Here is a 25,992-nt window from a genome sequence, read left to right as displayed (position 1 = left end):
GCGGGTCACGTGGTCGGCGGGAACCGCAACACCAGGTCGTCGCCGCCGTTGGACGTGGCGATCCACAGCCAGCCGTCCGGTCCGATCTCGACGGTGCGGAGCCGGCCGTACGATCCGTCGAGGACGCTGTACGGTTCACCGCCGTCCAGCGGGACGAGCCACAGCCGACTGCCTCGCAGTGCCGCGACGAACAGGGTCTCGCCGTGGATCGCCGCGCCGCTGGGTGACGCCTCGGCCGTGGTCCAGGTGTGGAGGGGCGGCGTGAAGTCGGGTTCACCGCCGGGTCCCTCCACGACGGGCCACCCGTAATTCGCGCCAGGCACGACGTGGTTGACCTCGTCCCAGGTGTTCTGGCCGAGTTCGCTGGCGTACGCCCGGCCGTCCCCGGTCCACGCGATTCCCTGCACGTTGCGGTGGCCGAGACTGTAGACGGGTGAACCCGGGAACGGGTTGTCGGACGGCACCGCGCCGTCCGGCTCCACCCGCAGGATCTTGCCTCCCAGGTTCTCGGGATCCTGGGAGGCGTCACGGTCGGCCGCGTCGCCGGTGGTCACGTACAGCATGCCGTCCGGCCCGAACTCGATCCGGCCTCCGTTGTGGATGTTCGCCTTGGGGATCCCGGTCAACACCGGTGTCGGCGTGTGGTCGTCCAGGGTGACGGTGCCGACCCGGTTGTCGGACTCGGCGGTGTAGTACACGTAGATCAGTCCGTCGGTGTCGTAGGCGGGCGACACGGCGAGACCGAGCAGGCCGCCCTCGCCGCCCGGCACGACCCCGGACACCACCATTACGGGTTCGGCGGGCTCACCTGGGGCCATCCGCAGGATCTGCGCGGTGTCGCGTTGCGTCACCAGCGCCGACCCGTCCGGTAGGAAGTCCATGCCCCACGGCAGTTCGAGCCCGTCCGCGACGACCTCCGGCGCCCCGAAGTCGAATCCGCCCGCCGGGGCGGCCTCCTCCGCCTGCGCCAGCACCGCCACACCGGCGCCCACCGCGATCGCGGCCACCGCCGCCACAGCCCATCGAAGTCTCATAGTCGCCTCCGCGCCGAACCTATCGGTCCCGGCGGCGCACCGCAACACCGTGCCCGGGCGGGCTCACCGGGGAGGCGGCGGCTCGGACGGTCCGCGCGGCGGTTCCTCGCCGGGCTCCGGGGGCAGTGGCGCACCGGGCTGTAGTTGTTCGCCGGGCGGTTGTGTGGGCATCCCGTGGCCGTACTGGCTCGGCGGGTACTCCATCGGTGGCGGGTACCGGTGACCCGGCGGGGGCGCCGACGGCGGGGCCGCCGATCTCCCGGAGCGGGTCACCAGCACGACGGTCAGGACGACGGCCCCGGCCACCAGTAGCAGGCAGAACAGCACCAGGATGTGCCATGGCTTGAGTGCACCCATTGCGTCGACCTCCGAATGAGACGGCGCCGCCCGGTCCGCGGCGAGCGGACCGGGCGGCGCCGTGAGTCCAGGTGGGACGAGGCGGTCAGCCCCGCCCGGTGGCCTCATCATATGCCTTCAGGGCCTCGTCGAGGTCGGCCAACGCCTGACCCTGGGCGGCGAGGTCGCCGTTCTCCATGGCCTCCTTGAGGTCGGCGATGGCCTGGTCGATGGCGTCCAACGCCTCCTGGACCTCGGGCGAGACCTCCCCGTCGTCGGGCGGGGTCTCGTCGTCGGGCGGCGTCTCCTCGTCGCCCGGGTCCTCGGGTGCGTTGTCGTCCCCGGTGTACTGGGAGACCACCGACTCGATCGCCTGGTCGAAGGTCTCCTCGTAACCGATGTAGTCGCCGTAGGACACCAGGACCCGGCGGAGCAGCGGAAGCGCCGTCCCCTCGTTGGATCCCTGCCGTTGCAGGTACATCGGTTCGACGTACATGATGCCGTTGCCGACCGGCAGGCTCAGCAGGTTGCCCCACTGCACCGTGGTCCCCTGTTGCTCGAACAGTTTCAGGTCGGCGGCGACGTCCGGTGTGGACGTCATGTCCTGGTGTTTCTGCCCGGTGGACTCGACCTGGCCGCTCGGTAGCTCGTACAACGTCAGGACCGGTCTGTTGTCCTGGTCGTACCGGCCGGTCATGATCGCCGACAAGACGTTGCCCCGGTCCTTGGGCGAGAAGTTCGACGTCAGCTGGTACTGCGCCTCGTTCTGCCCCGGGTAGGTCGCCAGGACGTAGTACGGCGGCAGCTTGGCGTTGTCGACGCGCGGGTCCGGGGGCGTCTCCCACACCTCGCTGCCGTCGATGAAGACGCGCGCGTTGTCGACGTGGAACCGCTCCAGCATCTCCCGCTGCACCTTGAACTGGTCCACCGGGTAACGCAGGTGCTCCATCAGTTCGGCGGGTATCTCCGACTGCGGTTTCACGATGTCGCCGAAGGCGGCGTCCCACACCTGCAGGACCGGGTCCGGTTCACCGAACTCGTACAACGTGACGGTGCCGTCGTAGGCGTCGACGGTCGCCTTCACCGAGTTGCGCATGTAGTTGATGGACCTGGCGTCCTGTTGCGTGGCGCCCTGACCGGTGTAGGAGTCGTTGGTGGCGTCCTGCAGGTCGACCATGTCGGAGTACGGGTACGAGCTCGACGTGGTGTAGCCGTCCAGCACCCACACGATCCGGCCGTCGACGACGGTCGGGTACGGGTCGCCGTCCACGGTCAGGAACGGCGCGACCCGTTCCACGCGTTCGCGGGGCGTGCGGTGGTAGAGCAGCTTGGAGTTGTCGTTGAACTGCTCCGACAGCAGGAACTTCGTCTCACCGAACTCCCACGCGTACCACAGCCGGTGCCAGAAGGAACCGACGTCGACGCCGCCGGTGCCCTCGTAGGTCACGTAGGCGTTGCCCTCGTCGTCGACCTCCTCCTCACCGGTCTGGGCGTTGTCCTCCGTGGTGGTGCCGCCCGACGGGCGGTCGTACTCGCGCGGCGACGCGCCGTCGGGTACGCCGACGATGGCGTAGTCGTTGTTGAGCTCACCGAAGTAGATCTGCGGGTGCGTGATCTCCACGAAGTCCGTCGAGGAACGGCAGGTGGACCCGGAGTCGGGATCCTCCGCCGGTTCCTCGCCCTCCTCCACCGCCGACTCGTCGGAGTCCTCCAGTTCGAGCAGCGAACCGGACTCGAAGTACGGCCCGGAGTCGCACACCCGGTTGGCGGGCGCCGCGACCAGTCCGTATCCGTGCGTGTAGATGGTGTGCCGGACCGTCCAGTCCTGGCTGTTGAGCTGGTCGGGGTTCAGTTCCCGGACGCCCACGACGTAGTCCTGGACCTCGCCGTCGGCGTTGACGTAGTGGTCGACGTCGAGTTTGTCGTTGAAGTCGTGGAAGCCGCGCGCCTGCTGCTTCTGCGTGAAGGCGTCGGACACGATCGACGGGTCGAGCAACCGCGTGTACGGCACGGTTCCGGTGTCGGTCAGCAACGCCGACGCGTCCGGTGCGCCGTCCAGTGTCAGGTCCTCCCGGACCATGCCCTCCATGCCGTAGGCGAACATGGTGCCGTCGATGGTGTACTGGACGTAGTCGCTCTCCTTCTCGGGCGCGTTGGGACGCACCTCGAACTGCTGGATCGCGAACGGGAAGATGCCGCCCGCCACGATGGCCGACAGCAGCACCAGGCCCAGCGCCATACCGGGCACCAGCAGGCTGCGCACCCAGAAGTTGGAGAACACCACCACGACCACCGCGGCGAGCACCGACACGAAGATCAGGATCTCCTTGGCGGGCAGCAGGGCCGTCATCTCGGTGTAACCACCGCCGGTCAGGTCGGTGATGTCGTTGTACTGGAGGGTCAGCGCGAACCGGTCGAGGTAGTAGGCGACGGCCTTCAACAGCACGAACAGGCCGATCAGGACCGACAGGTGCCAGCGGGCCGCCGGGGTGATGCGTTCACCCCGGCCCGACAGCCGCACCGCGCCGTAGAGGTAGTGCATGGTGAGCGCCGCGATGATGCCCACCACGATCATGGTGAAGCCCACACCGACCAGGTACTCCCAGAACGGCAGCTCGAAGACGTAGAAGCCGGCGTCCACGTCGAACTGCGGGTCGGTGCGCCCGAACTCCCGGGAGTTGGCGAACAGCAGCCACTGCTGCCAGCGGTCCTGCGCCGACACGCCCGCGAACAGGCCGACCAGGATGCCCGCACCCGCGAACCACCAGCCGATCTTCGGGTCGAGCGCGGCACGGTACCGTTCCATGCTCTGCTGTTCGGGGGTGTGGGGCACGGAGTCGGGCCGGAACCGCCACGCCACCCACAGGTTCGCCGCGGTCCACAGTGCCATCACGACGCCGAACACGGCGAACATGATGACCCGGGTCCAGATGGTGGTGCTGAACACGCCGGTGTACCCGGTCGAGTCGTACCACAGATAGTCGGTGTACAGGCTGACGAACCAACCGGCGACCGTCAGCAGCGCGATGACCCCGACCAGCAGGCCGAGGACGTAACGACCTCGGCGGTTGATACGGGGCATTGGTGTTCGTGTCGCCACTGCGACTCCCTCGCTGGTGTGTGCGGTTTCGTGGTGCGCGTGATCCCGGCGTCGGTACGCCGGAGGTCACGAGAGGACGTGTGACGGGGGTGGTGGGGACACGCCGCCGGCGACCGGTGACCGGTCTCCCCACCGCCGCCGGACACGACGGAGGGACTGCGCGTCCACACCGCCTGGCCATACTCTCGGCGACTTCCTCACTACCGTCGTTCGGGTTGCTCACGGTTCACTGTCATGTCTAGCAGGTCGGCGGAGTGCCGCCGTCACGGAGAGCAGTCAGGGCGTCCAGTGCGCCGTCCAATGTGTCCACCTTGACCAGCAGCAGACCGTCGGGGGCGTTGGCCTTCGCGGTCGCGCAGTTGTCGGCGGGGGTGAGGAACACGGTGGCGCCGTCCTCCTTGGCGCCGACGACCTTCTGCGCCACGCCGCCGATCGCGCCGACGTTCCCGTCCTCGTCGATCTCGCCGGTACCGGCGACGACCAGGCCACCGGTCAGGTCCTCCGGAGTCACCCGGTCGATCATGGCGAGGGCGAACACCAGACCGGCCGACGGCCCGCCTATGCCGATCTCGTCGTCGTTGACCTCCAGGCCGAACGGGTCCTCCTGCACCGGTTCGACCGTCACACCGGGCAACACGACCGTGCCGTCCGACATCTCCTCGGGGACGACCTCCGCGGCCTCGGCCTCGCCGTCGCGGTCGACGGTCAGGGGGATCGTCTCTCCCGGCGCCTCGGAGACCTCCGCGGTCAGCAGTTCCACGAGCCGCTGCTGCGAGGTCACCTCCTCACCGGCGACCTCCGTGATGACGTCTCCGTTGACGAGTTCACCGTGGCTGGGCGACTCCGCGTCGACCGACGTCACCAGCAGCGACACGGGGTACCCGAGGGCACGCAGCGCCGCGGTCTCGGCGGACGATTGAGAGTTCACCCACATCTGCCGCTGTTCCTGCTGGATCTCCTCCCGGTCCCGGTCGTCCGGGTACTGGAACTCCCGTGGGATGACCGCGTAGTCACCGTGGATCCAGTAGTACAGCGCGCGCACCAGGTCGATCCGGTCGTGGATCTCGACGGTCACCAACCGCAGTTGGCCCTCCGAATCGCTGCTGTACTCCGGGTCGGCGGTGATCAGCGTCGCGGTGTGGACCTGCTCGTCGGCGCCGACGTACTGGTACTCGCCCAGCGCGTCGACGGTCCGGCCGGGGCCCAGGGCCACGTACGCCACCCGCATCTGCAATGCCGTGAAGGTCAACAGGCACACCATCACCGCACCGAGGAGTACCGTCACACCACGCCGATTCATGCGCCGAGCTTACGTGCAGACGCGCGGACGGATCTCGCGGCATTCAGGCCACGCTCAGGTCGTTGGCGTACCGTTGCACAGGTGAGTCCTGATACGCCTTTTGGTTTCGGCGGATTGCCGGGAATGCCGGATCCGAACGACCCCCGTGTTCAGCAGATGATGGCCCAGTTGCAGCAGATGATGTCGCAGTCGGCGTCCCAGGGGCCGATCAACTGGGATCTCGCCACGCAGATCGCGCGCTCGCAGCTCCAGGGGGGCGACACCTCGCCCTCGTCGACCGAGGCGACGGCGGTCACCGACGCGCTGCGGTTGGCCGACCTGTGGCTGGAGGACGCGACCGCGTTCCCGTCGGGCATGACGGTGACGGCGGCCTGGAGCCGCACCGATTGGATCACCAAGTCGATCGACACGTGGCGTGAACTCGCCGAACCGCTCGCCGACAAGATGTCGGAGGCGCTCAACGGCCTGGTCCCGGAGGACATGCGCAGCATGCTCGGGCCGATGGCCGGGTTGATGAAGGGCATCGGTTCGTCGCTGTTCGGCGCCCAGGTCGGCCAGGCCATGGCGGAGCTGTCGGGCGAGGTGCTCAGCAGCACCGAGGTCGGGCTGCCGCTCGGCCCGGCCGGAACGGCCGCGTTGCTGCCCCGCAACCTGAAGCGGTACGCCGAGGGACTCACCGACATCGGCGAGGACGAGGTGCGGCTGTACGTGGCGCTGCGTGAGACGGCCCACCACCGGCTGTTCGGCCACGTCCCGTGGCTGCGCGCCCACGTGGTCGGAGCGGTCGAGGCGTACGCGAGCGGCATCCACATCGACGAGTCGGCGGTGGAGTCGCTGGCCGCCGACCTCGACTTCAGCGACTCCGAGGCGATGCGGCAGATCGACCTCGGTGAACTGTTCCGTCCCGAGGACACCCCCGCCCAGCAGGCGGCACTCGCCCGCCTGGAACACATGCTGGCGCTCATCGGCGGATGGGTCTCGCACGTCGCGGCGCAGGCGGCCGGCAACCGGCTCGCCTCGCTCGGCAAACTGACCGAGACGGCCAGGCGGCGGCGCGCCACAGGCGGCCCGTCCGAACGGACGTTCGCGACACTGGTGGGTTTGAAGTCGAATCCGAAGCGGCTGCGTGAGGCGACGGCGCTGTGGGAGGCGGTCACCGCGGCGCGAGGCGGTGAGGAACGTGACCGGGTGTGGTCGCACCCCGATCTGATGCCGAGCCCGGAGGACCTGGCGGACCCGGAGGCGTTCGCGCAACGCGGCGACGCGCTCGACGACCTCGACATGTCGATCTTCGAGCAGCTCTCCGTCAACGATCCGCGCGACGAGGAGGGTGAGGACGGGGACGAGCCGACCGGCGGCACGCGGGCGTGACCCGCTCGCCGGGGATGGCGCCTCAGGCGGCCTGCGCGGGTTCCAGCCCGGCGTCGGCGATGCCCTCCAGGTAACCCCTGGCGCGTTCGGTCTTCGGGTAGCGCTCCAACAGGCGCCAGAAGTCCCGGCCGTGGCGCGGTATCACCAGGTGCGCCAACTCGTGGAGTAGGACGTAGTCGATGACCCAGCTCGGCATCGCGGCGAGCCTCGACGACAGCCGGATCGTGCCGTCCTCCGGGGTGCAGGACCCCCACCGGCTGTTCTGGTTGTCCACCCACTTGACGCTCGCCGGGGCAGCCGCCTGCGGGTGGTCCGGGAAGTAGCGGTTCGCCAACCTCACCGCCCGGGCGTGCAACGCGGCGTCACCGCCGCGGCCCGCCCGCATGTCGCGTTCGGTGAGCCGGCCGAGCATGCGGTCGACCCACTCGGCCTCCTCGGCGCGTGTGAAGACGTCGGGTATGAGGACCACGACTCGTTCACCGTCGCGATAGGCCGAGACGGTGCGGCGACGGCGGGTGCTGCGGCGCACGTCAACCGGGGGAGAAGCTTTCCGGGCCATAGTGGGTACGCTATCCAGCCAACGCCACCGCGTACAGTCCGTGGCGGCTCGATGTGTCCTGATTCGCGGTGATTGGTCCGCAAAAATCCCCGCCGGCATCCCACCATCCGGGACAACGACGGGGGAACCCGAGATCAGTCGTTCTTACCGAGGATGCGATTCATCTTGGTGCCGCACACCGGGCAAGTCCCCTTGGCCATGCGCCGACCCGACGCGGTCTCCTCCACGGTGCCCTCGAAGTCCCGCTTCTGTCGGCACTTGACGCAGTAGCCGTTGTACATCGCCATTAAAAGGCCCCCTCGATCGTTCCGGCGTGGAACCACCACGCGCTTGGGCACAGAATGCCATGAATGGCGCGTATCGGACGCCTGGCGCGCCGCGTGCGAGCCGCCTTGTCAGGCGTGACGCACGCCTGGCCACACCCTCGCGCGGGGCGTCCGGGTGCGGTCGGGCTCTCAGAGGCTGTCTTTGATCCTCGTTCGTCGCGAGCGGTGTCCGGTCGAGTGCATTCGCAAGGCGGAGGAGGTCCTGCGTACCGGTGTTGTACGCAGGACCTCCGACAACGCCGCGAGGCGCCGACCGGGCGACGCGCAGCAGAACAGCAGGGTCAAAGACAGCCTCTAAGCCTCGGTTCAGGCCGTGGCGAGTCGGCCGTGGCACGATTGTCAACGTGACGGACATTCCCCGAGGTACCGTGTCCCGCACCGCCCGGCTCGCGCGCCTCCCTCTCGGCTTCGCCGGGCGCGCCGCCCTCGGTCTGGGCAAGAAGGTGACCGGCTTCGCCGAAGAGGTCATCAGCGACAAGGTCCAACAACGCACCGCCGAGCAGCTGTTCAGTGTGCTGGGACAGCTCAAGGGCGGTGCCATGAAGCTCGGCCAGGCGCTCTCGGTCTTCGAGGCGGCACTGCCCGAACACCTGGCCGCCCCCTACCGGGCGGCGCTGACCAAACTCCAGGACGCGGCGCCGCCACTGCCGGCCGCCACGGTGCACCGGGTGCTCGCGGAGGAACTGGGTCCCCGATGGCGGGGCCGGTTCAGCGAGTTCGACGACAAACCGGCCGCCGCCGCCAGCATCGGCCAGGTACACCGCGGCGTGTGGAAGGACGGCCGCGAGGTCGCCGTCAAGGTGCAGTACCCCGGCGCCGGAGACGCGCTGGTGTCCGACCTCAAACAACTCGGCAGGCTGTCCGCGCTGTTCCGGGTCCTGCAACCGGGCATCGACGTCAAACCGCTGATCGAGGAACTGAAGTCCCGGGTCGTGGAGGAACTGGACTACACCCTGGAGGCCAAGTCGCAACGGGCCTTCGCGAAGGCGTACGACGGGGACTCCGAGATCCTGGTGCCCAAGGTGGTGGCGGGTTCGTCGCGGGTGCTCGTCACCGAGTGGGCCGACGGTGTCCCACTGGCCGAGGTGATCGCCTCCGGCGACCAGGCGGAACGAGACCACGCGGGCCGGCTCATGTCCACGCTGCACTTCTCCGGGCCGGCGCGCGCCGGCCTGCTGCACGCCGACCCGCATCCGGGCAACTTCCGCATGGCCGAGGACGGCCGGCTCATCGTGTTGGACTTCGGCGCCGTCGCCCGGCTGCCGAAGGGTCTGCCCGCGCCGATCGGTTCACTCGTCACCCTGGCGTTGCGGGGCGACGCCGAGGCGGTGTTCGCCGGGCTGCGCGACGAGGGGTTCATCCCCCGCGATTCCCGGTTGGAGCCGCAGGTGGTCCTGGACTTCCTGCTCCCCATGCTCGCCCCGATCGCGGAGGACGAGTTCCGGTTCAGCCGCGAGTGGTTGCGCGCCGAGGCGACCAGGCTGTCCAATCCCAAGGGTCCGGGCTACGCGCTGAGCAGGCAGCTCAACCTGCCGCCGTCCTACCTGCTGATCCACCGGGTCACCATGGGATCCATCGGTGTGTTGTGCCAGTTGGAGGCCCAGGCCGCCTGGCGTGAGGTCCTCGACCGGTGGTTGCCGGGCTTCGAGGCGGAATGACGCCCCTCCCCTCTCTCACGACGACGGCCCCCGAAGGACCCGCCGGAAACGGCGGCCTTCGGGGGCCGTGATCATCGTGTCGACCGCGTCGATCCCCTACCGGGATCAGAAACCGCGGGTGCGACGGCGCACGTCGAGCATGACCTCACGGGCGCCGCGGCGCCTGTGCCTGTGCTCTCCGCGCCATACCTCGCGCATTCGCGCGCGGGCGAGGGCTTCATGGAGAAGATTCATCTTTTCGGTTCCGTTCTTGATGGTGGCTTGGGTGGTCGTGTAAAGGAGTCGGGCCAGGGTCGTGGCGGGAGCCGGGACGACGCTGGTGGCGGTGCCGTGTGGTGCGTCCTGCCGGTACATCAGGCCACCTCCAGCTGCGCGAGCACACCGGCGGTGCGCTGCGCCAGAGCGGCCTGCGCCGCGGCCTCGATCTGAGCCGCGTCCTTACGGGGGCGTCCCCGGGGCCGCTTGCGCGCCACGACGACGCCGGCCTCGAAGATCTCGCCACCCCACACGCCCCAGGGCTCCTGCCGGTCGAGCGCACCCGCGAGGCACTCGATCTTCACGGGGCAGTCCGCGCACAGCGACTTCGCGTACTCCAGCTCGGTGGGGGTGTCGGCGAACCACAGGTCCGCGTCGTACTGGCGGCAGGGGAGGTCCCTACCCTGCTCGATGGCCTGCTCACGCAGACCGGGGCCGAGGGTCAACACCTCGGTCTCCTCTCTTTCGGGTTCTTCGTCTTGTTGGTGTGTCGCGTGACTGCGGAGCCGCGCGACCGTCTCGTGCCGGACAAATGAAAGAGGCCGCGAATCCCGGGAGTCGGGTTTCGCGGCCTCGAAGTGGAGCCGGTCTATCGGGCTCGATGCCCGATCACTGGCCTACTTCGAGGCGGAATCCCGCGGCGGACGCCTGCGGCGAAGCCCGCCGGCTTACCGTTGCGTCCCTTGTTGGCGATGGTGATGGCGGTCACGTGGATATCGAGGCCACGCAGGGCGCGGACGGACTCGTCCCGCGCACCGGCGGAGGACACACTGATCCCCTGGACCGACTGCTGGTTTGGCGCGAGGAAACGGACCTCTGGACGTTCGCAGAGGCCGACCATGGAGGTCTGATCAGACGCGGCGCGATACACCGCGGCGTTCCCGCGCGATTTCATCATGATCTCCATTGTGGTCACCTCCTCGTCCATACCGATCGAATCCCCGTCACCGTGACGGCGCTAGTCAGGCTATGTCGGGCGTCGAACCCGCCGCAACCGAATTAACGCGAGTTTCAGGAAAAAACTCAAACTCACCCGTTCGGCCGATCCGGACCCGTCCGAACCGGCCGGTCACTCCGTGACCGGTGGTACCTCACCGGCCACGATGGCCAGCACGGCCGCACCGTACGCCTCCAGCTTACGTGCCCCGATTCCGGCGATCGACACCAGCTCGGCCTCCGACCTGGGAGAGCGCTCCGCGATCGCGGTCAACGTGACGTCGGTGAACACCACGTACGCCGGAACGCCCGCGGCGGTCGCGGTGTCCTTGCGCCACTGCCGGAGCCGGTCGAACAGGTCTTCGTCCATCGTCGAGGGACAGTCCGGGCAGCGGCCCAGTTTCCGGCTCCGGCCGTCGGTGAGGGTCGCGCCGCACACGCGGCACAGGACCGGACCGGCATCGCGTTTCCGTCGCCTGGGCTTCGCCGACGGCGGCGCCGGTTCCGCGGTGGAGGCGAACCCGTAGCCCGCCAGGAAGGAACTGCCCTCCCGGTTGCGGCCGCCCGAGGACCGGGTCAGCCCGTACGACAGGAACAACCGGGTCTTGGCCCGGGTGATGCCCACGTACAGCAGTCGCCGCTCCTCCTCCAGTTGCGCGGCGGTCCGGGCCCGGCTGGTCGGCAGGGTGCCCTCCGCCAGGCCGACCAGGAACACCGCGTCCCACTCCAGGCCCTTGGCGGCGTGCAACGAGGCGAGCGTGACGCCCTCCAGGGTCGGCGCGTGTTGCGCCGCGGCCCGGCGTCCCAGTTCGGCCACGAACTCGGCCAGCCGCAACTCCTCGTGGTCCTCGGCCAGGCGCACCAGGGCGGCGACCGCCTCGTAACGCTCCCGGGCCGCCCCGCCCTCGGGCAGCTCACCCGGACGCCAACCGACGGCCTCCAGCGCGGTGACCACGGTGTCGGTCAGCGACCCCTCACCGGTGTCGGTGTGCACCGCCTGCCGCAGCGCGACCACCGCGGCGCGGACCTCGGCACGCTGGAAGAACCGTTCCGCCCCCGACACGACGGTGGCGATACCGGCCTCCGCGAACGCCGTCTCGTACGCCTCGGACTGCGCGTTGGTCCGGTACAGGACCGCGATCTCGCGGGGCGGGACACCGGAGGCGATCAGTTTCGCGGACCGGTCGGCGACGGCCGACGCCTCGGCGACCTCGTCGGGGTACACGTCGAACCTGGGGGGTTCCCCGTCCGGCCGCTGCCCGACCAGTTCCAGTCGCAGCTTCGCCTCGGCGCTCTCGGCCCGGCTGATGACCTGGTTGGCGAGCTTCACGACCTGTGGCGTGGACCGGTAGTCCCGGACCAGGCGGACGACCGTCGCGTCGGGGTGGCGGCGGGTGAAGTCCACGAGATAGCGGGAGGTGGCGCCGTTGAACGAGTAGATCGTCTGGCTGGCGTCGCCGACGACGGTCAGGTCGTCCCGGTCGCCGAGCCAGGCGTCCAGCAGCCGTTGCTGCAACGGGTTGACGTCCTGGTACTCGTCGACGACGAAGAGCCGGTACTGCGAGCGGATCTGCGCCGCGACGTCGTCGTGGTCCTCCAGCGCGCCCGCCGTCCGGGCGAGCAGGTCGGCGAAGTCCATGACCCCCGCGCGCTGCTTGGCCTCCGTGTAGGCGGCGTACGCCTTGGCGACGTCCGCCGGGTCCATCGGGGCGATCCGCCCGGCCTTGGCGACCGCCGCGGGGTAGTCGTCGGGGCCGACCAGCATCGCGGCCGCCCAGTCGAGTTCGGCGGCGAGGTCGCGGTTCTTCGTCTTGTCCATGCGTCGCAGGCCCGCGCGGGCCGCGGCGATGCTCACGAACTTCCACGTGTTGTCCAGCAGCTCGGGCAGTTCGCCCCGGTACAGGCGGGGGGCGAAGAACCGCAACTGGCGCAGGGCGGCGGCGTGGAAGGTGCGCGCGTTGACACCCGTCACACCGAGGCCACGCAACCGGTCGCGGAGTTCGCCGGCGGCCCGGGCGGTGAAGGTCACCGCCATGACGTGTTGACCGCGCAGGTCACCACGCCGCACCCGGTACGCGATCCGGTGGGTGACCGCACGGGTCTTGCCGGTGCCGGCTCCGGCGAGGATGCACACCGGTCCCGCGTCCGCCGACACGGCCGCGGCCTGCTCGTCGTCCAGGCCGGCAAGGATGTTTCGCAAGGCTTCGGACGTCACAGTCGTCCATGCTCTCACCCTGGTGTGACATGCCGACCCGTGGCGTCGGCGGGCGGCCGGGAATGCCGCCCGCGCGGGGTATGTTGAGCGGTCTGCAGGCTCCCCTCGGAAAGGAAACCCGATGATCACCATGTACTCCACCACCTGGTGCGGCTACTGCCGCCGGTTGAAGAGCCAGATGGACCGGGAGGGCATCGAGTACCAGGTCATCGACATCGAGGAGGACCCCGCCTCGGCCGAGTTCGTGATGAGCGTCAACGGCGGCAACCAGACGGTCCCGACCGTCAGGTTCGAGGACGGATCCGCGTTGACCAACCCGACGATCGTCCAGGTCAAGCAGAAACTCGCCGCCGCCTGACCCGAGACGACCATCCGGGCGGCCGGGCGGCTGCGTCGCGGCCGACCCGGCCTCAGAGCGTCAGTACCGGCCGGGTGGAGTAGTCCTCGTAGAGGTCTTCGCCCTCGGGGCCGTACACGAACCCGGCCATCGCCGGATTCCGGTTCGCCGTGGCGAGGGGAAGCCATGCCAGCATGCGCCCGTAACCCCCGCACACCGATTCACCGCCGTCTCCGCCGTGGACCGAGGTGGTGTCGGCGGTGAGTTCCGAACGGTAGGTGTCGTAGGCGATGCGCAGGCCGAACGCGTTCGGCGCGGTCTCCGGCCCGGGCGCGCCCTCGTGGGGGACGCGGTCGAGCGGGCAGTCGTCGCCCCACCGGAACAGGGTGTCGGCCCCGGCTCCGCAGGCGTGTTCCCATTCGTCGGCGGTGGGCATCCGCAGGCCGTCGGCGGCCAGGACGGCGCGCGTGTCGGTGGGCGGCGCGGTCAGGTTCTCGTCCTCCACCGCCATCAACACGGTCGCCAGGACGACGTCGCGGCGGGGACTGAGCACCTCCGCGAGGTGGGCGCGGAGGTCGGTCCCCCGGCACAAGCCCTGTTCCAGGCTCTCGGCGTAGTCGGCGGCCTGTCGCGGGGTCGGCCGCCAGCGGTCGAGGTCCAATCCGAGGGACACCCGACCGCCGGGTATCAGGGCGAACGCCCTGCCGTCCCGCACGATGCGGACACGGTGCAGCGGGCCGTCCAGGTGTTCCGTGGTGTCGATCAGGGTCACCCGGCCGCCCGCCCGTTGTGCGGCCTGCTCGGCGATCCGGCGTGCGGTGGACGGGTCGAACGACCGCCATTCGTCGAGGGTGAGATCCGCGAGAGACATGTGCCGCAGCGTCCCACACGGGTCTGGCGCGCTCGGTCGCCGGTGGACGTCGCCGAGGTCGCGGTTCCGGTGCCTCGTAGGCTGAGGGCATGACCGTGGACACCGGGTTCGACTGCGGGAGTTGCGGAATGCGCCATTCCGCGACACCGATGAGTTACGCCGCGACCGCCCCCGCCGTGTGGCGCGACGAGTTCGAGCACGACCCCGACAGCGTCCTGGGCCCGGATCAGTGCGTCGTCATGGCGGAACTGTTCTTCGTCAAGGGTCTCGTGGAGATCCCGGTCGTCGGCACCGACGAGGTCTTCTCGTGGGTGGTGTGGGTGTCGTTGAGCCGCGACAACTTCGCGCGTGCCGTTCACCGCTGGGAGGATCCCGGCAGGGAGTCCGAACCACCGTACTTCGGTTGGCTCAGCACCGAACTCACGGTGTACCCGCACAGTACGCTGGACCTGAAGACCCTCGTCCACACCAGACCGGTCGGGGAACGGCCGTTCGTCGAACTGGAACCCACCGACCACCCGTTGGCCGTCGAGCAGCGCACGGGCATCACCGTGGAGCGGGTTCGCCGGATCGCCGAACTGGTCATGCATCCGTAGCGCCGCGAGGCCGAACGACCGTCCCGACCGTCCCGACTGGACGGATCGTCCGTGGTGCCGGACAATCGTGCCATGTCCTCCCCTCCCGGTCGCACTCGTCACGTCGCCTTCACCGTGGTGACCGTCGTGGTCGTCGGAGGGAACGGCCTGCTCACCCTCCTGGGGGTCCTGACCCCCGGCCAGGCGTTGACCGCCACCCTGGCGGTGGAGATCCCGTTGGTGCTGCTCACCGTCGCGTTGACATGGCGGGCGGTGCTGCGGCTGCGCCGGGAGACCGGGTCCACGTGGCGCCGGGCGCTCGGGGCGCACGCCGCCACCGACCCGTTCCTGCACGCCGCGCGCAGCGAGTTCCGGCTGTTCCGGTCACTGTGGCTGTGGATCCGGGGGCGTCGCGACGGCGTGTCGGCGTCGGTGGCCGGTTTCGACTACGCCGGGGGCACCATGGTGATCCCGGTGGCGTTCATCGCGGTGTCGCTGTTGGAGGCGGTCGTGGTGCACCTGCTGGTGCCCTGGCAGTGGCTGCGGGTGGTGCTGCTGGTGCTGACCGTCTACGGTGTCGTGTTCCTACTCGGTCTGCTCGCGTCGCGTTCGGTGCATCCGCACCTGGTGTCGGAGACGCGGTTGACGTTGCGGTACGGCGCTGAACCGGTCGCGGTGATCCCGTTGTCGGCGATCGTCTCGGTGTCGGAGAACCGCCGCTACTCGCACACCTACCCCGCCTGTGACGACGACCGGTTGTACATCGCCGGCGCGGACGGCACGAACCTCGACGTGGTCCTCGCGGCTCCGTGCCGCGTGGTGTTGCCCGGCATGGGTTCCCGGGCGAAACGCACCAGGACGGTCCGGACGGTGAGCCTGCACGTGGCCGATCCGGTGCGGCTGGCGGAGCTACTGACGCCGGCCCGGACCTGAACCTCGGCCGCCGTGCGGTGCGGCCGTGGTGACGGGGAGACGACGTCCGGGTTCGGCGAAGGTGAGGATCAGCGCGCCGATGTTCCACGCGTCGTCGGCGCCGTTGTGGTGACGGCCCTCCAGCGGCAGCCCGGCAAGCGTCAACGCCTTGGCCATGCCCGGCCGCTTCCGCAGGCCGTTCGCGTCGGTGAACACCGCCTTGGCGTTGGTGTGCGCGGGCGACAAGGGGTAGCCGACGCCGGTCGCCCGGCACTGCCGGCGGAACTGTTCCCGGTCGTAGTCGCCCCAGCTCGCCCACGGCCGGGTGTTGCCGTCGTACTCCTCCCGGAGCAGTCGGCACGCCTCGGCGAAGTCGACGCCCTCGGCGACGTCGGCGGGCGTGTGCCCGGTCAGTTCGGTACAGAAGGCGCTGACCGTGGACCGTGCGGGCCGCACCATGATGCGGTGCCGGCCGACGCGACGCGGCTCGGTGAGGTCCACGACGCACAGGCCGATCTCGATGATCTCGTTCGTCTGACCGGGTGGTGGCGAGCCGCGCCAGCAGGTGGCCTCGACGTCGATGACGTTGAGCAGAAGGGATTCCGTAGACATGGCCGCACTGTAGACAGCCGTGCGGCATCCGGACGACCGAATTACGCCGTCACTCGGTACCACGATCGCACCTGGCGGCTCGTATCCGAGAGGACGGCGGCCGGCCCGGCCGTGGAGACGGCCGGGCCGGTGGTCGTCACCAGCTCGACAGCCGTGAGGCGTACACGTACCGTTTGCCGGCGTATTCGCTCAAGGACCACAGTTGGCCCTTCTGGCTCCAGTAACTGAGGTCCTCCGGACCGATCGGGACCGTCCCGTCGTGTGGTTCGGCGTAGTTCCCGGGCCGCCAGGTGAACAGGTCGCCCCGGCTGCCGTCGCCGTTGCTGCGTTGCACGTAGAAGGTGCCGTTGACGGCGGTGGCGCCCTGGACGCTGCGGAACGAGGTCACCCGGGACCAGTCGGCACGGGCGTATCCGTCGGAGTCGGCCCGGATCTCGTGGTTCGCCTCGTCGAGGTCGAAGCGGATGATCCGGGTGCCGTCCCCGGGGTTGCCGTACTCGCTGACCACCATGCTGTCGGGCGAGGTGGTGCGGTCCAGTGAGGACTGCGAGTACCGGACTCGCGGCTCGCCGCCGACCGTGCTCGGTACGTAGCGGCCGGACTGCGGAAGGATGTAGAGGTAGTCGTGCGCCATGTACCGGCCGTCGGACTGCCGCCCGATCTTTCCACTGTCGCCGGTGCTGACCCGCATCAGGTCGTCCATGTCGAACACGCGCATGCCGTCGTAGGTGTTGTTGACGTACAGCTTGTCGCCGTACCAGACCAGGCCGCCGGCGTGCGCCGCCACCCGCCTGTAGTTCGGCTCGGAACCGCTCCAGTACGGTTCGACCAGCAGGATGTGCCGGTAGTCGGGTGTGACGGGGTCGCTCATGTCGACGAAGCTGAGCCTTACACCGCGGTTGATCCCGGAGCTTCCCGTGTCGTACCAGCTCGTGATCAGGACCTCCCGGCCGTCGACGGTGCCGCCGGGGTAGGCGTCGGAACTGCTGGTGATCCCCTGCGGCATCCAGTACGCCACGGATCCGTCGCCGGAGTTCCAGCAGAACGACGCCACCCGGTGGCTGACCGGTGCGGAGCAGGAGCGGGCGGTGCGGTTGGCCGAGTCGACGACGTCGACGACGCCCGCCTCGGGAAGCCGGTCGTGCAGTGCGTCCAGTAGGGCGGGATCGGTGCGGCTGATCTCCAGTCGCATGTCGGACGCGGCGGCGTCGGCCTGCGCGGGCCAACCGGTGACACCGAGCGTGGTCACGGCCAGCACCGCGGCCAGCCACAGGGCCGCCCGATACCGGATTCGGGCGCCGATGAGGGTCATGGCTTCCTCCTGGGAGCGAGGGGACGGCGGCACCCCACTGTATGAAAAATTCACGGTTGCGAATACCTCGTAATCGGAGAATCCGGTCGGTCCCCCGCAATACGGCCATAAATTGCGGAGGAATCATGGCGGTCCACACGCGACGGTAGCTGAAATCCCGACCACGTGGTAGAAATTCGGCAGGCCCGTTCCCCTCGCAACGACGGGCCACAAGGAGCGAACATGTCCGCGACACCATCGCCCTCCGAGCCCTCGGTCCAGCTCTACTCCGTCCGGGACTCCTTCGCCGACCGGCCCGTCGAGACGCTGCGGCGACTGCACGACATCGGTTTCCGGCAGATCGAGGCGTTCGGCATCACCGAACGACACACCGACATCCGCCGCGCCCTCGACGACACCGGAACGACATGCCCCACCGCCCACGCCGGACTGCTCGACGGCGACCCCGCCGAGGCGTTCCGCGCGGCCACGGACCTGGGCGTCCACACCGTCATCCAGCCGTTCTCCGAACCCGACCTGTGGAAGACCGTCGACGACATCGGCCGGATCGCCGACGCCCTCAACGCACTCGCGCCGCAGGCGGCCTCCCACGGGCTCCGGCTGGGATACCACAATCACTGGTGGGAGTTGCAGACCCGATTCGACGGGCGCACCGGGCTGGACGTCCTCGCCGATCGACTCGATCCCGCCGTGGTCCTGGAGATCGACGTGTACTGGGCGACGGCCGGTGGTGAACCGGCCGCCGACCTGCTGCGCCGGCTCGGCGACCGCGTGGTCGCCGTCCACGTCAAGGACGGCGGGTTGGCACTCGACGGATCCGGGCAGGCGCCCGCCGGAGAAGGCGTCGTGCCGCTTCCGGAGATCCTCGCCGCCGCGGGGTCCGCCCTTCGGGTCGTCGAGTTCGACTCCTACGACGGCGACGTCTTCGAGGGGATCGCCGCCGGTCTCCGCTACCTGCGGGGGTCGGTGTCATGACCGTCGGAGTCGGAGTGGTGGGCGCGGGCGTCATCAGTGACACCTACCTCGAGAACCTGGGCACCTTCCCGGATCTGGCGGTGCGGTTCGTGGCCGACCTGGACACCGACCGTGCCGCCCGGCAGGCCGAACGGCACGGCGTCCCCCACAGCGGCACACTCGCGGAACTGCTGGACCGCGACGACGTCGAGGTCGTCGTCAACCTGACGATCCCCGCCGCACACGTCGAGGTCGCCACCGCCGCGGTCACCGCGGGCAAACACGTCTGGAACGAGAAACCACTGGGACTGACCCGTGCCTCGGCGCGGGAACTACTGGACCTGTCGCACCGCCACGGCCTGCGGGTCGGCTGCGCACCCGACACCATGCTCGGCGCCGGACTCCAGACCGCGTTCCGTGCCATGGCGGAGGGCCGGATCGGGCGCCCCGCGACGGCACTGGCCGTGTTCCAGTCACCCGGCCCCGACGCCTGGCACCCGGCCCCGGAGTTCCTGTTCCAGGAGGGCGCCGGGCCGCTGTTCGACATGGGTCCGTACTACCTGACGACGCTGGCGCACGTGTTCGGTCCGGTCTGCAGGGTTACCGCCACCGGGACGCGGGGTCGTGAGACGCGCGTGATCCGTTCGGGACCGCGGGCGGGCACCGCCTTCCCGGTGACGGTGCCGACCTCCGTCAACGCACTGGTCGAATACCGCGACGGCGGTGTCGCGCAACTGGTCATGAGTTTCGACTCCGGCGTGTCCCGGACCGGGCTGGTCGAGATCACCGGACCGGCCGGGACCGCCGTGTTGCCCGACCCGAACCGGTTCGACGGGAACACGACCCTGCACCTGTTCGAGCTGGACGACACATCGGAGCTTCCGCCGCAGGGTCACACCGCGACGCGGGGCGTCGGTGTCCTCGACCTGGTGCGTGCCGCGCAGGGCGGTGCGGCGGAGCGGGCGTCGGGTGAACTGGCGTTCCACGTCCTCGACGTCATGCTGGCCGTGGAGGAGTCGATCCGCACCCGCGCGCCGGTACCGGTCACCTCGGACTTCGTGCCGGTCGCGCCACTGCCGGAGGGATGGGATCCGATGAAGCGCACGGCGTGACCGGGCGCGGCCTCAGCTCCCGTCCCGCAGCAGGGTCGCCAGGTGCGTGCGCAGCGTGGCGGTCATGTCGACCTCGTCGGGCGAGGTGAGCCACTGCACCTGTAGACCGTCCATCAAGGCGATGAACACGGTCGCCGCCCGGTCGGGGTCGACCCCGTCGCGCAGTTCCCCCGCCTCGGCCATGGCGGTGAAGGAGGCGCGCACCAGGTCACGGGCCCGCCGGTAGTGCCGCGCGAAGTATCCGTGGGCGGGATGGTCGGGCGACACCGCCTCGGCGGCGAGGCGACTGTACAGCTCCACGATGGCGGGGTGGTCGGTGTTGTGGGCGGCGAGCGACACCATGCTGCGCAGCACCGCCGCCCCGGGCGGACCGTGCAACCGTTCGCGGGCCGCGTCGACGGCGTCGCGCCGTTCGAGCACGGCGGTCAGCAACGCCTCCTTCGTCGGGAAGTGGTAGAGGAGACCGGAGTGCGAGATCCCCACGCGGCGCGCGATGTCGCGCAGTGACGCCTGCCGGTAACCCGACTCCCCGTACGCCGCCGCGGCGGCGGCGATGATGTCCTCCCGGCGGACCCGGCCCTTCGCGTAGCCCACCATGGCGGCTCCTTGTCGTGACACGGCAGAGCCTACCCACCGGGGTTCCCCGGTGGGTGGGCTCCGGCCGGGGTCAGGCGGTCGCGGCCTCGGCGGACACCTCCGGTTCGGGTGTCGCGCCGGTGTCGCGGCTCAGGCGGCGCCCCAGGAAGAGGTAGACGGCCGAGGCGCCGAACAGCACCGCCATTCCGAGCAGCACGAACCGGTAGTCCAGGACGCTGACCAGCAACGCCCCCAGGGCGATCGAGAACACCTGCGGCACCGAGATCGACTGGTTCGTGACGGAGGAGACCCGGCCGATGAGTTCCTGCGGCGACCTCCGTTGCACGAGCGTGTTCGCGGCCACGACCAGGATCGGCAGCGCGTACCCGACCACCGGCGTGATCACCAGGACCACCACCGTCTGCGGGATCACCCAGACCAGGCAGGTCAGCGCGATCAACGCCATCGACAGTGCCGCCGCGGCGACCTCTCCGAGTCTGGTGACCACCTTCGCCGCGGTGAGTCCTCCGAGGAGTCCACCGATGCCCATGACGGTGACGATCACGGAGATGAACTCCGGCGGCTGACCGAGCCCCTTGTCGGTCAACGCGAACCCGACCGATTCGACCGCCCCGATCGCGCACCCGGCGAGGAACATGCCGAGGGTGATCCGTTTGAGGGCGCCGTCGGCGGCGACGAACCGGAAGCCCGCGAGGATCTCCGGCAGCCACCGGCTCTCCGCCGGCCGGGGCGCGGGTTTCGGTTCCTCGACCCGCAGCGACCAGATGGTGGCGGCGGCGATCAGGAGGCAGGCGGCGTCCACGGCGGCGACGACGATGCCCCCGCCGACCAGGTAGAGGCCCGCACCGACCAGGGGGCCGGCCAGCCGCATTCCCTGCTGGACGGTCTGTGAGGCGCTGTTGGCCTGCACCAGCAGCTCGGCGGGCAGCATGCGTTTGAGCAGTCCGTTCAGCGCGGGACTGTCCACGGTGCTCCCCACCCCGAGCAGCAGGGCCGTCAGGTAGATGAGCCACACGTCGGCGCTTCCGCCGACGAAGGCGAGCGGGATGAGGAACGTGGCGTTGACGACGTTGGCCACCACCAGGAACGGACGGTTGCGGAACCTGTCGACGAGCATGCCGAACAGGGGCGCGGCCAGCATCGGCGCGCCGTAGAAGAACAGGGTGATGCCGGCCGCGCCGTCGGAGCCGGTCAGGTCCTTGACCCAGATGGCCAGGACGAGCAGCAGGAGTGAGTCGCCGATGGTGGCGGCGGCCGTACCGGCGAACAGCCGGGCGTAACCGGGTTGGGCGAACAGGGTGCGCATGGGGTGGTTTCCTTCAGGAGCGGGGTCGACGACCGGCGTCGGCGGGGGTGTCGGGTTCGGCGGGTGTCTCGAGGTCGGTGTCGGTGATGCCCCAGGCGACCAGCCTCACCGGGCGGGATCCGGCCGGCCGGGTCTCGGGTGCGAAGTGGCGTTGTATGTGGCGCAGGTACAGGTCCATGACCTCGCGGTTGAGTGCGGCCAGCTCATCGGCGGTCAGCCAGGCGATCGAGTTGGTCGAGAAGACCGCCTCGCGCCATTCGGGGGACTCGTCGGTCCGGGCCGCCCGCCAGTGCCGCAACCGGTCGACCTCGTGTTCGAGTTGGATGGCGCCCGCCGCCTGGCCGGCGGCGGCGAGTTCCGGCTCGTCGTCGGCGCCGCCGTAGCAGTGGCCGGTCTCGACGAACTTCCACAGGCGACGGCGTCCCGTGCCACCTGGCGCCTCCTCGATGTAGCCACCCGCGGCGAGTTGCCGCAGGTGCCATGAGCAGTTGGCGGGGCTCTCACCGACCTGCGCGGCCAACCGGGTGGCGGTGGCGGGACCGTGCACCGCCAACAGCTCGATCAGGCGCAGCCGCAGCGGATGCGCCATGGCGCGCAACACGGCGGGGTCCCGGATGGTGCGGATCGGCCACTGTTCGGAGGTCTCGGCGTCTTCCATGTGTCGAAAGATATCTTTCGAAAGAACTCTTTCCAAGCCTCGCGAGTCCGCCGAACGGCCGAAAACCCGGTATGCCGGCGGTCCACTACATCGGAGGGACGATCGGACGGATCAGGCGGCGATCCAGCGCTCCATCAGGAACCGCGCGATGGAGATCGACGGGGGCACCCGCAGCGGCGCGTCGGCACCGGCCAGCGCGGCGGCGAGTTCGGAACGGTGGAACCATCGGGCGGCGGCGATCTCGTCGTCCTGCACGACGACCGGGGCACCCGGATCGGCGAGCCCGTGGAAGCCCAGCATCAACGACCTGGGGAACGGCCACGGTTGACTGGCCACATAGGCCAGATCGCGTAGCGTCACACCGACCTCCTCCCCCACTTCACGGTGGACCGCCGCCTCGGCCGACTCGCCGGGTTCCACGAAGCCGGCGATGCACGAGAAACGATCGACGGGCCAGCCCACGCCGTTGGCGAGCAGGCAGTTGTCGCCGCCGTCGGTGATCAACACGATGACCGCCGGATCGGTGCGCGGCCACACGGTCCGCGTCCCGCTGCGCCGTTCCCAGCCGCCCGAGGCGACCTCGGTCGGGGAACCGTCGACGGTGTGGAACAGGTGGTCGGCGTGCCAGCGCACCAGCGACAGGGCCTCCGTCAACACGCCCACGTCGAAGTCCGACAGGTCGGACCCCAGTTCACGCAGCCCCGCGCCGTCGGTCACGGCGCCGGCCACGGCGAAGTAGGGTTCGTCCTCGCCGCCCAGGTAGAGCCGGTCGCCGACGGGTGCCTCGGCGGCGGTGACGTAACGCAGCCGAGGCGGATTCCCGGCCACCGGCGCGTGCCCGGTGGCCGGATCCACCACCAGGACGCGTCCCCGGTGCCACGCCTCGTCGAGCCACTTCGCGTCGGCCCTGCGGTGGGCCGCCCGGTCCAACACCGACCGGGCCAGCCTCGGCCGCACGTCAGGCCCCCACGGCGGTCAGCGCCTCCAACGGCTTCCGGATCTCACCGGAGTCACCCAACACGACGGTGACGGCGTTCGAGGGGGCGAACAACCGGGCCGACACCCGCGCCACGTCGTCCACGGTCACCTCGGCGAGTCGTCCGGCGTGCTCCAGCAACCAGTCGAGCCGCAGTCCGAATCCGGCGAACCCCGACGTCAGCGACGCCAGGCCGGACTGGGTCGCGGTTCCCAACCGCAACGTGCCGAGCGCATACCGGCGCGCCTGCTCCAGTTCCTCCTTGGTCGGCTCACCGACGGCCATCCGGCCCATCTCGTACCAGGTCTCCCACAGCGCCGCCGCCGTCACCTCGGTGGCGACATCGGCGGAGATCACCAGGGAGGACCCCGCCAGGCCGTGGTCGACGACCGAACGCGGCGAGTACGTGTAGCCCTTGTCCTCACGGATGTTGGCCACCAGACGAGAGGAGAAGTATCCGCCGTAGATCAGGTTGGCCAACTGCTGGGCCGCGTTGTCGGGATCGGTGCGCGGCAGCGCCGTCACGGCGATGCGCAGCGAACTCTGCACCGACGCGGGACGGTCGACCAGCACGAGCGGCCCGGTGCGCAGCGCCGGCACCGGCGCGATCTCGCGGGGCGACCCGGCACCGTTCCAGCCGCCCAACGCCGCCTCGCCGGCGTCCAGGGCCGCCTCGGCCGACAGGTCGCCGACGATCACGAGGGTGGCACCCGCCGGGTGCAGCCGGTCGGCGTGCAACGCGCGGAGCCGGTCGGGCGTCATCTGCGACACCGCGTCCGGTTCGGGGGTCTGCGTGCCGTACGGGTGGTCGCCGTACAGGCGTTCCAGCAGCGCCACCTGAACCAGGTGGGCGGGCTGCTGCCGGGCGACGTTGATGCGGTCGGCGAGCCGGTTGCGTTCCGACTCCACCTGGTCCTCGGGGTACGCCGCGCCGTCGACCACCTCGGCGATCGTCGCCAACACCTTCGGCAGGCCGTCGACCAGGCTGTTGCCCGCGATGAGCATGCGGTCGGCGTCCACACTCGCCGACAGCGCGCCGCCGACGCTCTGCAACTCGGCGGCGATCTGCACGACGGTCTTGTCCGCCGTGCCCGACAGGAGCGTCTGCGCCAACACCGACGACTCGGCGACGTCGGCGTAGGCGAACGGGATCCGCAATCGCACCTCCGCCAACGGCACGGAGGGCCGGTGGATGGCCAGGACGGTCAGGCCGTTCGCCAGGGTGCGCTCGTGGCAGCCGGGCAGGGTGAACTCGGTGTCCGGTGCGAGGTCCGGAACGGTCAGGACGGGCATCACGCAGCTCCTCCGGCGATGACTTCGATGGCGGCACGGCGGTGCGGGACGAGCCGGGAGGCCGCCTCGACGACCTGTTCGGCGGTGACCTCTCCCAACCGGCGGGGAAGCTCCCGGGCGACGCGGGCGTCTCCGTGGAGCGCGGCCGAGGTCGCCAGCCGCAGCACCCGGTTGATGACCGAGTCGTCCTCGTGCAGCAGGTGCAGTGCGATGCGGGCCTTCACGCGGGCGAGTTCGCCCTCGGCGAGGCCGTCGGAGGCGATCCGCGCCACCTCCTCGTCGACGGTGGCCAGCAACCGGTCCACGTCGCCTCCCGGTGGCAGGTGCGCCTGCAGCACCAGTGCCGTGGGGTCGCGCACCGCGAAGGGCTCACCCATGAAGCCCAGGTAACCCGACAGGCTCGTGGCGCTGCGGTCCCTCTGGATGAGCCGCTCCACCAGGCGGGAGGCGTCGCCGTCGGTGAGCAGTTCCGCCAGGACGACGTACGGAAGGTATCCACCGAGGTCACGGACGGGGTCGGGCACCCGCCAGGCCGCGGCGATCGCCGGCAGCGGTGCCCTCGGGTCGGTGTACGACGCGCGGCGTTCGGCCGTCAGGTCCGGCTCCCCGATGCCGGGGTGCACCGGTGCCTCGCGGGCCGGGACGTCACCGAAGTGCCGTTCGATCATCGCGGTCGCCTCGGCCACGTCGAAGTCGCCGGCGACGCTCAACACCGCGTTGCCGGCGGCGTAGTAGGTGTCGAAGAACGTCTGGGCGTCCTCCAGCGTGGCGGCCTCCAGGTCCTCGAAGGACCCGTAGCCGTCGTGGTTGTTCGGGAAGGTGTCGAACATGACCGGGGGGAGCTTCAACCAGGGGAAACCGCCGTACGGCCGGTTGAGGACGTTGACCCTGATCTCCTCCTTCACCACGTCGATCTGGTTGGCGAGGTTCTCCTCGGTGATCGCCGGGCCGCGCATGCGGTCGGCCTCCAGGAAGAGCGCCCGCTCCAGGGCGTTCGAGGGCAGCATCTCGTAGTAGTCGGTGTAGTCGAGGTGCGTCGAGCCGTTGAGAGTGCCGCCGGAGCCCTGCACGTAACTCATGTGCTCCAGTTTCGCGACGTTCGCGGAGCCCTGGAACATCATGTGCTCGAAGAGGTGGGCGAAGCCGGACCTGCCCTGCGGCTCCAGCCTGATCCCCACGTCGTACACCACCGCGACGCCCACGACCGGGACGCCGCGATCGGGGCTGAGCACCACCCGCAGGCCGTTAGGCAATCGAAACTGCTCGACCGGGAAGGCGGTCGCCGGAATGTCCACCTGTTCGGGAGTTATCACAAGCGAACCATATCCCGCGTCCCGCCCGGATCGTCGGCCACGCGGTGCGACACCCCGCAGCCATACCCCCCGGG

26 protein-coding genes are annotated in these 25,992 nt (G+C 69.8%); 7 read left to right on the top strand and 19 right to left on the bottom strand.

Annotated elements, in window-relative coordinates:
- Positions 1-5 precede the first annotated feature (5 nt).
- The 4 genes from LX16_RS18210 to LX16_RS18195 all read right to left on the bottom strand — a co-directional run bounded on the left by LX16_RS18210 (position 6) and on the right by LX16_RS18195 (position 5,770).
- Positions 6-1,034 carry a PQQ-dependent sugar dehydrogenase gene (locus LX16_RS18210; RefSeq protein WP_147140423.1) on the bottom strand — a complete coding sequence of 343 codons (1,029 nt, stop codon included), beginning with the start codon at positions 1,032-1,034 and terminating at the stop codon, positions 6-8.
- 63 nt (positions 1,035-1,097) lie between these two features.
- On the bottom strand, positions 1,098-1,391 hold the full coding sequence (locus LX16_RS18205; protein WP_147140421.1) for a hypothetical protein: 294 nt from the start codon (positions 1,389-1,391) through the stop codon (positions 1,098-1,100).
- A gap of 85 nt (positions 1,392-1,476) precedes the next feature.
- Positions 1,477-4,452, bottom strand: a complete 2,976-nt coding sequence (locus LX16_RS18200) for a UPF0182 family membrane protein (protein ID WP_147140419.1) — start codon at positions 4,450-4,452, stop codon at positions 1,477-1,479.
- 256 nt (positions 4,453-4,708) lie between these two features.
- Positions 4,709-5,770, bottom strand: a complete 1,062-nt coding sequence (locus tag LX16_RS18195) for a YlbL family protein (RefSeq protein ID WP_147140417.1) — start codon at positions 5,768-5,770, stop codon at positions 4,709-4,711.
- Positions 5,771-5,893: 123 nt separating this feature from the next.
- Here LX16_RS18195 and LX16_RS18190 point away from each other — a divergent pair, with 123 nt between their 5' ends.
- The gene (locus LX16_RS18190) at positions 5,894-7,141 is read left to right on the top strand and encodes a zinc-dependent metalloprotease (protein ID WP_147140415.1); all 1,248 of its coding nucleotides are present in this window, start codon (positions 5,894-5,896) and stop codon (positions 7,139-7,141) included.
- A gap of 22 nt (positions 7,142-7,163) precedes the next feature.
- On the opposite strand, the gene LX16_RS18185 is transcribed toward LX16_RS18190, so the two are convergent.
- Together LX16_RS18185 and LX16_RS26915 are read right to left on the bottom strand one after the other, a co-directional pair.
- On the bottom strand, positions 7,164-7,700 hold the full coding sequence (locus tag LX16_RS18185; protein ID WP_147140413.1) for a M48 metallopeptidase family protein: 537 nt from the start codon (positions 7,698-7,700) through the stop codon (positions 7,164-7,166).
- A 134-nt stretch (positions 7,701-7,834) separates the two neighbouring features.
- Positions 7,835-7,987 carry a DUF5679 domain-containing protein gene (locus tag LX16_RS26915; RefSeq protein WP_170283865.1) on the bottom strand — a complete coding sequence of 51 codons (153 nt, stop codon included), beginning with the start codon at positions 7,985-7,987 and terminating at the stop codon, positions 7,835-7,837.
- 383 nt (positions 7,988-8,370) lie between these two features.
- Between LX16_RS26915 and LX16_RS18180 the strand changes: the two genes are divergently transcribed.
- Complete coding sequence (locus tag LX16_RS18180; RefSeq protein ID WP_147140411.1) at positions 8,371-9,684, top strand: ABC1 kinase family protein; 1,314 nt, start codon at positions 8,371-8,373, stop codon at positions 9,682-9,684.
- Between the two features lie 105 nt (positions 9,685-9,789).
- Here the strand turns inward: LX16_RS18180 and LX16_RS18175 are convergent, their stop codons facing one another.
- The 4 genes from LX16_RS18175 to LX16_RS18160 form a co-directional block, all read right to left on the bottom strand.
- Positions 9,790-10,038 (bottom strand): hypothetical protein, encoded by a 249-nt coding sequence (locus tag LX16_RS18175; protein ID WP_147140409.1) that lies wholly within the window; start codon positions 10,036-10,038, stop codon positions 9,790-9,792.
- Positions 10,038-10,385, bottom strand: a complete 348-nt coding sequence (locus tag LX16_RS18170; protein WP_147140912.1) for a WhiB family transcriptional regulator — start codon at positions 10,383-10,385, stop codon at positions 10,038-10,040. The genes LX16_RS18175 and LX16_RS18170 overlap by 1 nt, the downstream gene beginning before the upstream one ends.
- Positions 10,386-10,528: 143 nt before the next feature.
- On the bottom strand, positions 10,529-10,846 hold the full coding sequence (locus LX16_RS18165) for a hypothetical protein (protein WP_147140407.1): 318 nt from the start codon (positions 10,844-10,846) through the stop codon (positions 10,529-10,531).
- Positions 10,847-11,008: 162 nt separating this feature from the next.
- Positions 11,009-13,090, bottom strand: a complete 2,082-nt coding sequence (locus tag LX16_RS18160) for an ATP-dependent DNA helicase UvrD2 (protein ID WP_425304427.1) — start codon at positions 13,088-13,090, stop codon at positions 11,009-11,011.
- Between the two features lie 121 nt (positions 13,091-13,211).
- Here LX16_RS18160 and LX16_RS18155 point away from each other — a divergent pair, with 121 nt between their 5' ends.
- Positions 13,212-13,448 (top strand): mycoredoxin, encoded by a 237-nt coding sequence (locus LX16_RS18155; protein WP_147140403.1) that lies wholly within the window; start codon positions 13,212-13,214, stop codon positions 13,446-13,448.
- A 52-nt stretch (positions 13,449-13,500) separates the two neighbouring features.
- Here LX16_RS18155 and LX16_RS18150 read toward each other — a convergent pair whose 3' ends face one another.
- Complete coding sequence (locus LX16_RS18150; RefSeq protein WP_147140401.1) at positions 13,501-14,298, bottom strand: formylglycine-generating enzyme family protein; 798 nt, start codon at positions 14,296-14,298, stop codon at positions 13,501-13,503.
- A gap of 89 nt (positions 14,299-14,387) precedes the next feature.
- Here LX16_RS18150 and LX16_RS18145 point away from each other — a divergent pair, with 89 nt between their 5' ends.
- Positions 14,388-14,894 (top strand): DUF2199 domain-containing protein, encoded by a 507-nt coding sequence (locus LX16_RS18145; RefSeq protein WP_147140399.1) that lies wholly within the window; start codon positions 14,388-14,390, stop codon positions 14,892-14,894.
- 72 nt (positions 14,895-14,966) lie between these two features.
- Entirely contained in the window at positions 14,967-15,806 is an 840-nt protein-coding gene (locus LX16_RS18140; RefSeq protein WP_147140397.1) for a hypothetical protein, read from the top strand.
- Here LX16_RS18140 and LX16_RS18135 read toward each other — a convergent pair.
- Together LX16_RS18135 and LX16_RS18130 are read right to left on the bottom strand one after the other, a co-directional pair.
- Positions 15,783-16,397, bottom strand: a complete 615-nt coding sequence (locus LX16_RS18135) for a 3'-5' exonuclease (RefSeq protein ID WP_147140396.1) — start codon at positions 16,395-16,397, stop codon at positions 15,783-15,785. The two genes, LX16_RS18140 and LX16_RS18135, sit on opposite strands and share 24 nt — an antisense overlap.
- 136 nt (positions 16,398-16,533) lie before the next feature.
- Positions 16,534-17,709, bottom strand: coding sequence for a hypothetical protein (locus LX16_RS18130; protein WP_147140393.1), 1,176 nt, complete (start codon positions 17,707-17,709; stop codon positions 16,534-16,536).
- A gap of 222 nt (positions 17,710-17,931) precedes the next feature.
- Between LX16_RS18130 and LX16_RS18125 the strand changes: the two genes are divergently transcribed.
- Both LX16_RS18125 and LX16_RS18120 read left to right on the top strand, forming a co-directional pair.
- Positions 17,932-18,684 (top strand): sugar phosphate isomerase/epimerase family protein, encoded by a 753-nt coding sequence (locus LX16_RS18125; protein ID WP_147140391.1) that lies wholly within the window; start codon positions 17,932-17,934, stop codon positions 18,682-18,684.
- On the top strand, positions 18,681-19,775 hold the full coding sequence (locus tag LX16_RS18120) for a Gfo/Idh/MocA family protein (protein ID WP_147140389.1): 1,095 nt from the start codon (positions 18,681-18,683) through the stop codon (positions 19,773-19,775). Before LX16_RS18125 ends, LX16_RS18120 begins: the two co-directional genes overlap by 4 nt.
- 12 nt (positions 19,776-19,787) lie before the next feature.
- On the opposite strand, the gene LX16_RS18115 is transcribed toward LX16_RS18120, so the two are convergent.
- The 6 genes from LX16_RS18115 to LX16_RS18090 form a co-directional block, all read right to left on the bottom strand.
- A complete protein-coding gene (locus LX16_RS18115) occupies positions 19,788-20,372 on the bottom strand; it encodes a TetR/AcrR family transcriptional regulator (protein ID WP_147140387.1) in 585 nt (194 codons plus the stop codon).
- Between the two features lie 70 nt (positions 20,373-20,442).
- Entirely contained in the window at positions 20,443-21,678 is a 1,236-nt protein-coding gene (locus LX16_RS18110; protein WP_147140385.1) for an MFS transporter, read from the bottom strand.
- Between the two features lie 13 nt (positions 21,679-21,691).
- Positions 21,692-22,336, bottom strand: a complete 645-nt coding sequence (locus LX16_RS18105; RefSeq protein WP_147140383.1) for a winged helix-turn-helix domain-containing protein — start codon at positions 22,334-22,336, stop codon at positions 21,692-21,694.
- A gap of 111 nt (positions 22,337-22,447) precedes the next feature.
- A complete protein-coding gene (gene nudC, locus LX16_RS18100) occupies positions 22,448-23,293 on the bottom strand; it encodes an NAD(+) diphosphatase (RefSeq protein WP_147140381.1) in 846 nt (281 codons plus the stop codon).
- A gap of 1 nt (position 23,294) precedes the next feature.
- Complete coding sequence (locus LX16_RS18095) at positions 23,295-24,605, bottom strand: M16 family metallopeptidase (protein ID WP_147140379.1); 1,311 nt, start codon at positions 24,603-24,605, stop codon at positions 23,295-23,297.
- On the bottom strand, positions 24,605-25,918 hold the full coding sequence (locus LX16_RS18090) for a M16 family metallopeptidase (protein ID WP_211354573.1): 1,314 nt from the start codon (positions 25,916-25,918) through the stop codon (positions 24,605-24,607). The genes LX16_RS18095 and LX16_RS18090 overlap by 1 nt, the downstream gene beginning before the upstream one ends.
- Positions 25,919-25,992 lie beyond the last annotated feature (74 nt).

Source organism: Stackebrandtia albiflava, from assembly GCF_007994225.1.
Lineage (GTDB): Bacteria > Actinomycetota > Actinomycetes > Mycobacteriales > Micromonosporaceae > Stackebrandtia > Stackebrandtia albiflava.
This window is presented reverse-complemented; position numbering and strand designations above follow the sequence as displayed.

Coding starts and splice junctions, on each gene's coding strand:
- LX16_RS18210 (WP_147140423.1), bottom strand. CDS start 1,034: ATGAGACTTCGATGGGCTGTGGCGGCGGTGGCCGCGATCGCGGTGGGC.
- LX16_RS18205 (WP_147140421.1), bottom strand. CDS start 1,391: ATGGGTGCACTCAAGCCATGGCACATCCTGGTGCTGTTCTGCCTGCTA.
- LX16_RS18200 (WP_147140419.1), bottom strand. CDS start 4,452: ATGCCCCGTATCAACCGCCGAGGTCGTTACGTCCTCGGCCTGCTGGTC.
- LX16_RS18195 (WP_147140417.1), bottom strand. CDS start 5,770: ATGAATCGGCGTGGTGTGACGGTACTCCTCGGTGCGGTGATGGTGTGC.
- LX16_RS18190 (WP_147140415.1), top strand. CDS start 5,894: ATGCCGGATCCGAACGACCCCCGTGTTCAGCAGATGATGGCCCAGTTG.
- LX16_RS18185 (WP_147140413.1), bottom strand. CDS start 7,700: ATGGCCCGGAAAGCTTCTCCCCCGGTTGACGTGCGCCGCAGCACCCGC.
- LX16_RS26915 (WP_170283865.1), bottom strand. CDS start 7,987: ATGGCGATGTACAACGGCTACTGCGTCAAGTGCCGACAGAAGCGGGAC.
- LX16_RS18175 (WP_147140409.1), bottom strand. CDS start 10,038: ATGTACCGGCAGGACGCACCACACGGCACCGCCACCAGCGTCGTCCCG.
- LX16_RS18165 (WP_147140407.1), bottom strand. CDS start 10,846: ATGGAGATCATGATGAAATCGCGCGGGAACGCCGCGGTGTATCGCGCC.
- LX16_RS18155 (WP_147140403.1), top strand. CDS start 13,212: ATGATCACCATGTACTCCACCACCTGGTGCGGCTACTGCCGCCGGTTG.
- LX16_RS18150 (WP_147140401.1), bottom strand. CDS start 14,298: ATGTCTCTCGCGGATCTCACCCTCGACGAATGGCGGTCGTTCGACCCG.
- LX16_RS18145 (WP_147140399.1), top strand. CDS start 14,388: ATGACCGTGGACACCGGGTTCGACTGCGGGAGTTGCGGAATGCGCCAT.
- LX16_RS18140 (WP_147140397.1), top strand. CDS start 14,967: ATGTCCTCCCCTCCCGGTCGCACTCGTCACGTCGCCTTCACCGTGGTG.
- LX16_RS18135 (WP_147140396.1), bottom strand. CDS start 16,397: ATGTCTACGGAATCCCTTCTGCTCAACGTCATCGACGTCGAGGCCACC.
- LX16_RS18130 (WP_147140393.1), bottom strand. CDS start 17,709: ATGACCCTCATCGGCGCCCGAATCCGGTATCGGGCGGCCCTGTGGCTG.
- LX16_RS18125 (WP_147140391.1), top strand. CDS start 17,932: ATGTCCGCGACACCATCGCCCTCCGAGCCCTCGGTCCAGCTCTACTCC.
- LX16_RS18120 (WP_147140389.1), top strand. CDS start 18,681: ATGACCGTCGGAGTCGGAGTGGTGGGCGCGGGCGTCATCAGTGACACC.
- LX16_RS18115 (WP_147140387.1), bottom strand. CDS start 20,372: ATGGTGGGCTACGCGAAGGGCCGGGTCCGCCGGGAGGACATCATCGCC.
- LX16_RS18110 (WP_147140385.1), bottom strand. CDS start 21,678: ATGCGCACCCTGTTCGCCCAACCCGGTTACGCCCGGCTGTTCGCCGGT.
- LX16_RS18105 (WP_147140383.1), bottom strand. CDS start 22,336: ATGGAAGACGCCGAGACCTCCGAACAGTGGCCGATCCGCACCATCCGG.
- LX16_RS18095 (WP_147140379.1), bottom strand. CDS start 24,605: ATGCCCGTCCTGACCGTTCCGGACCTCGCACCGGACACCGAGTTCACC.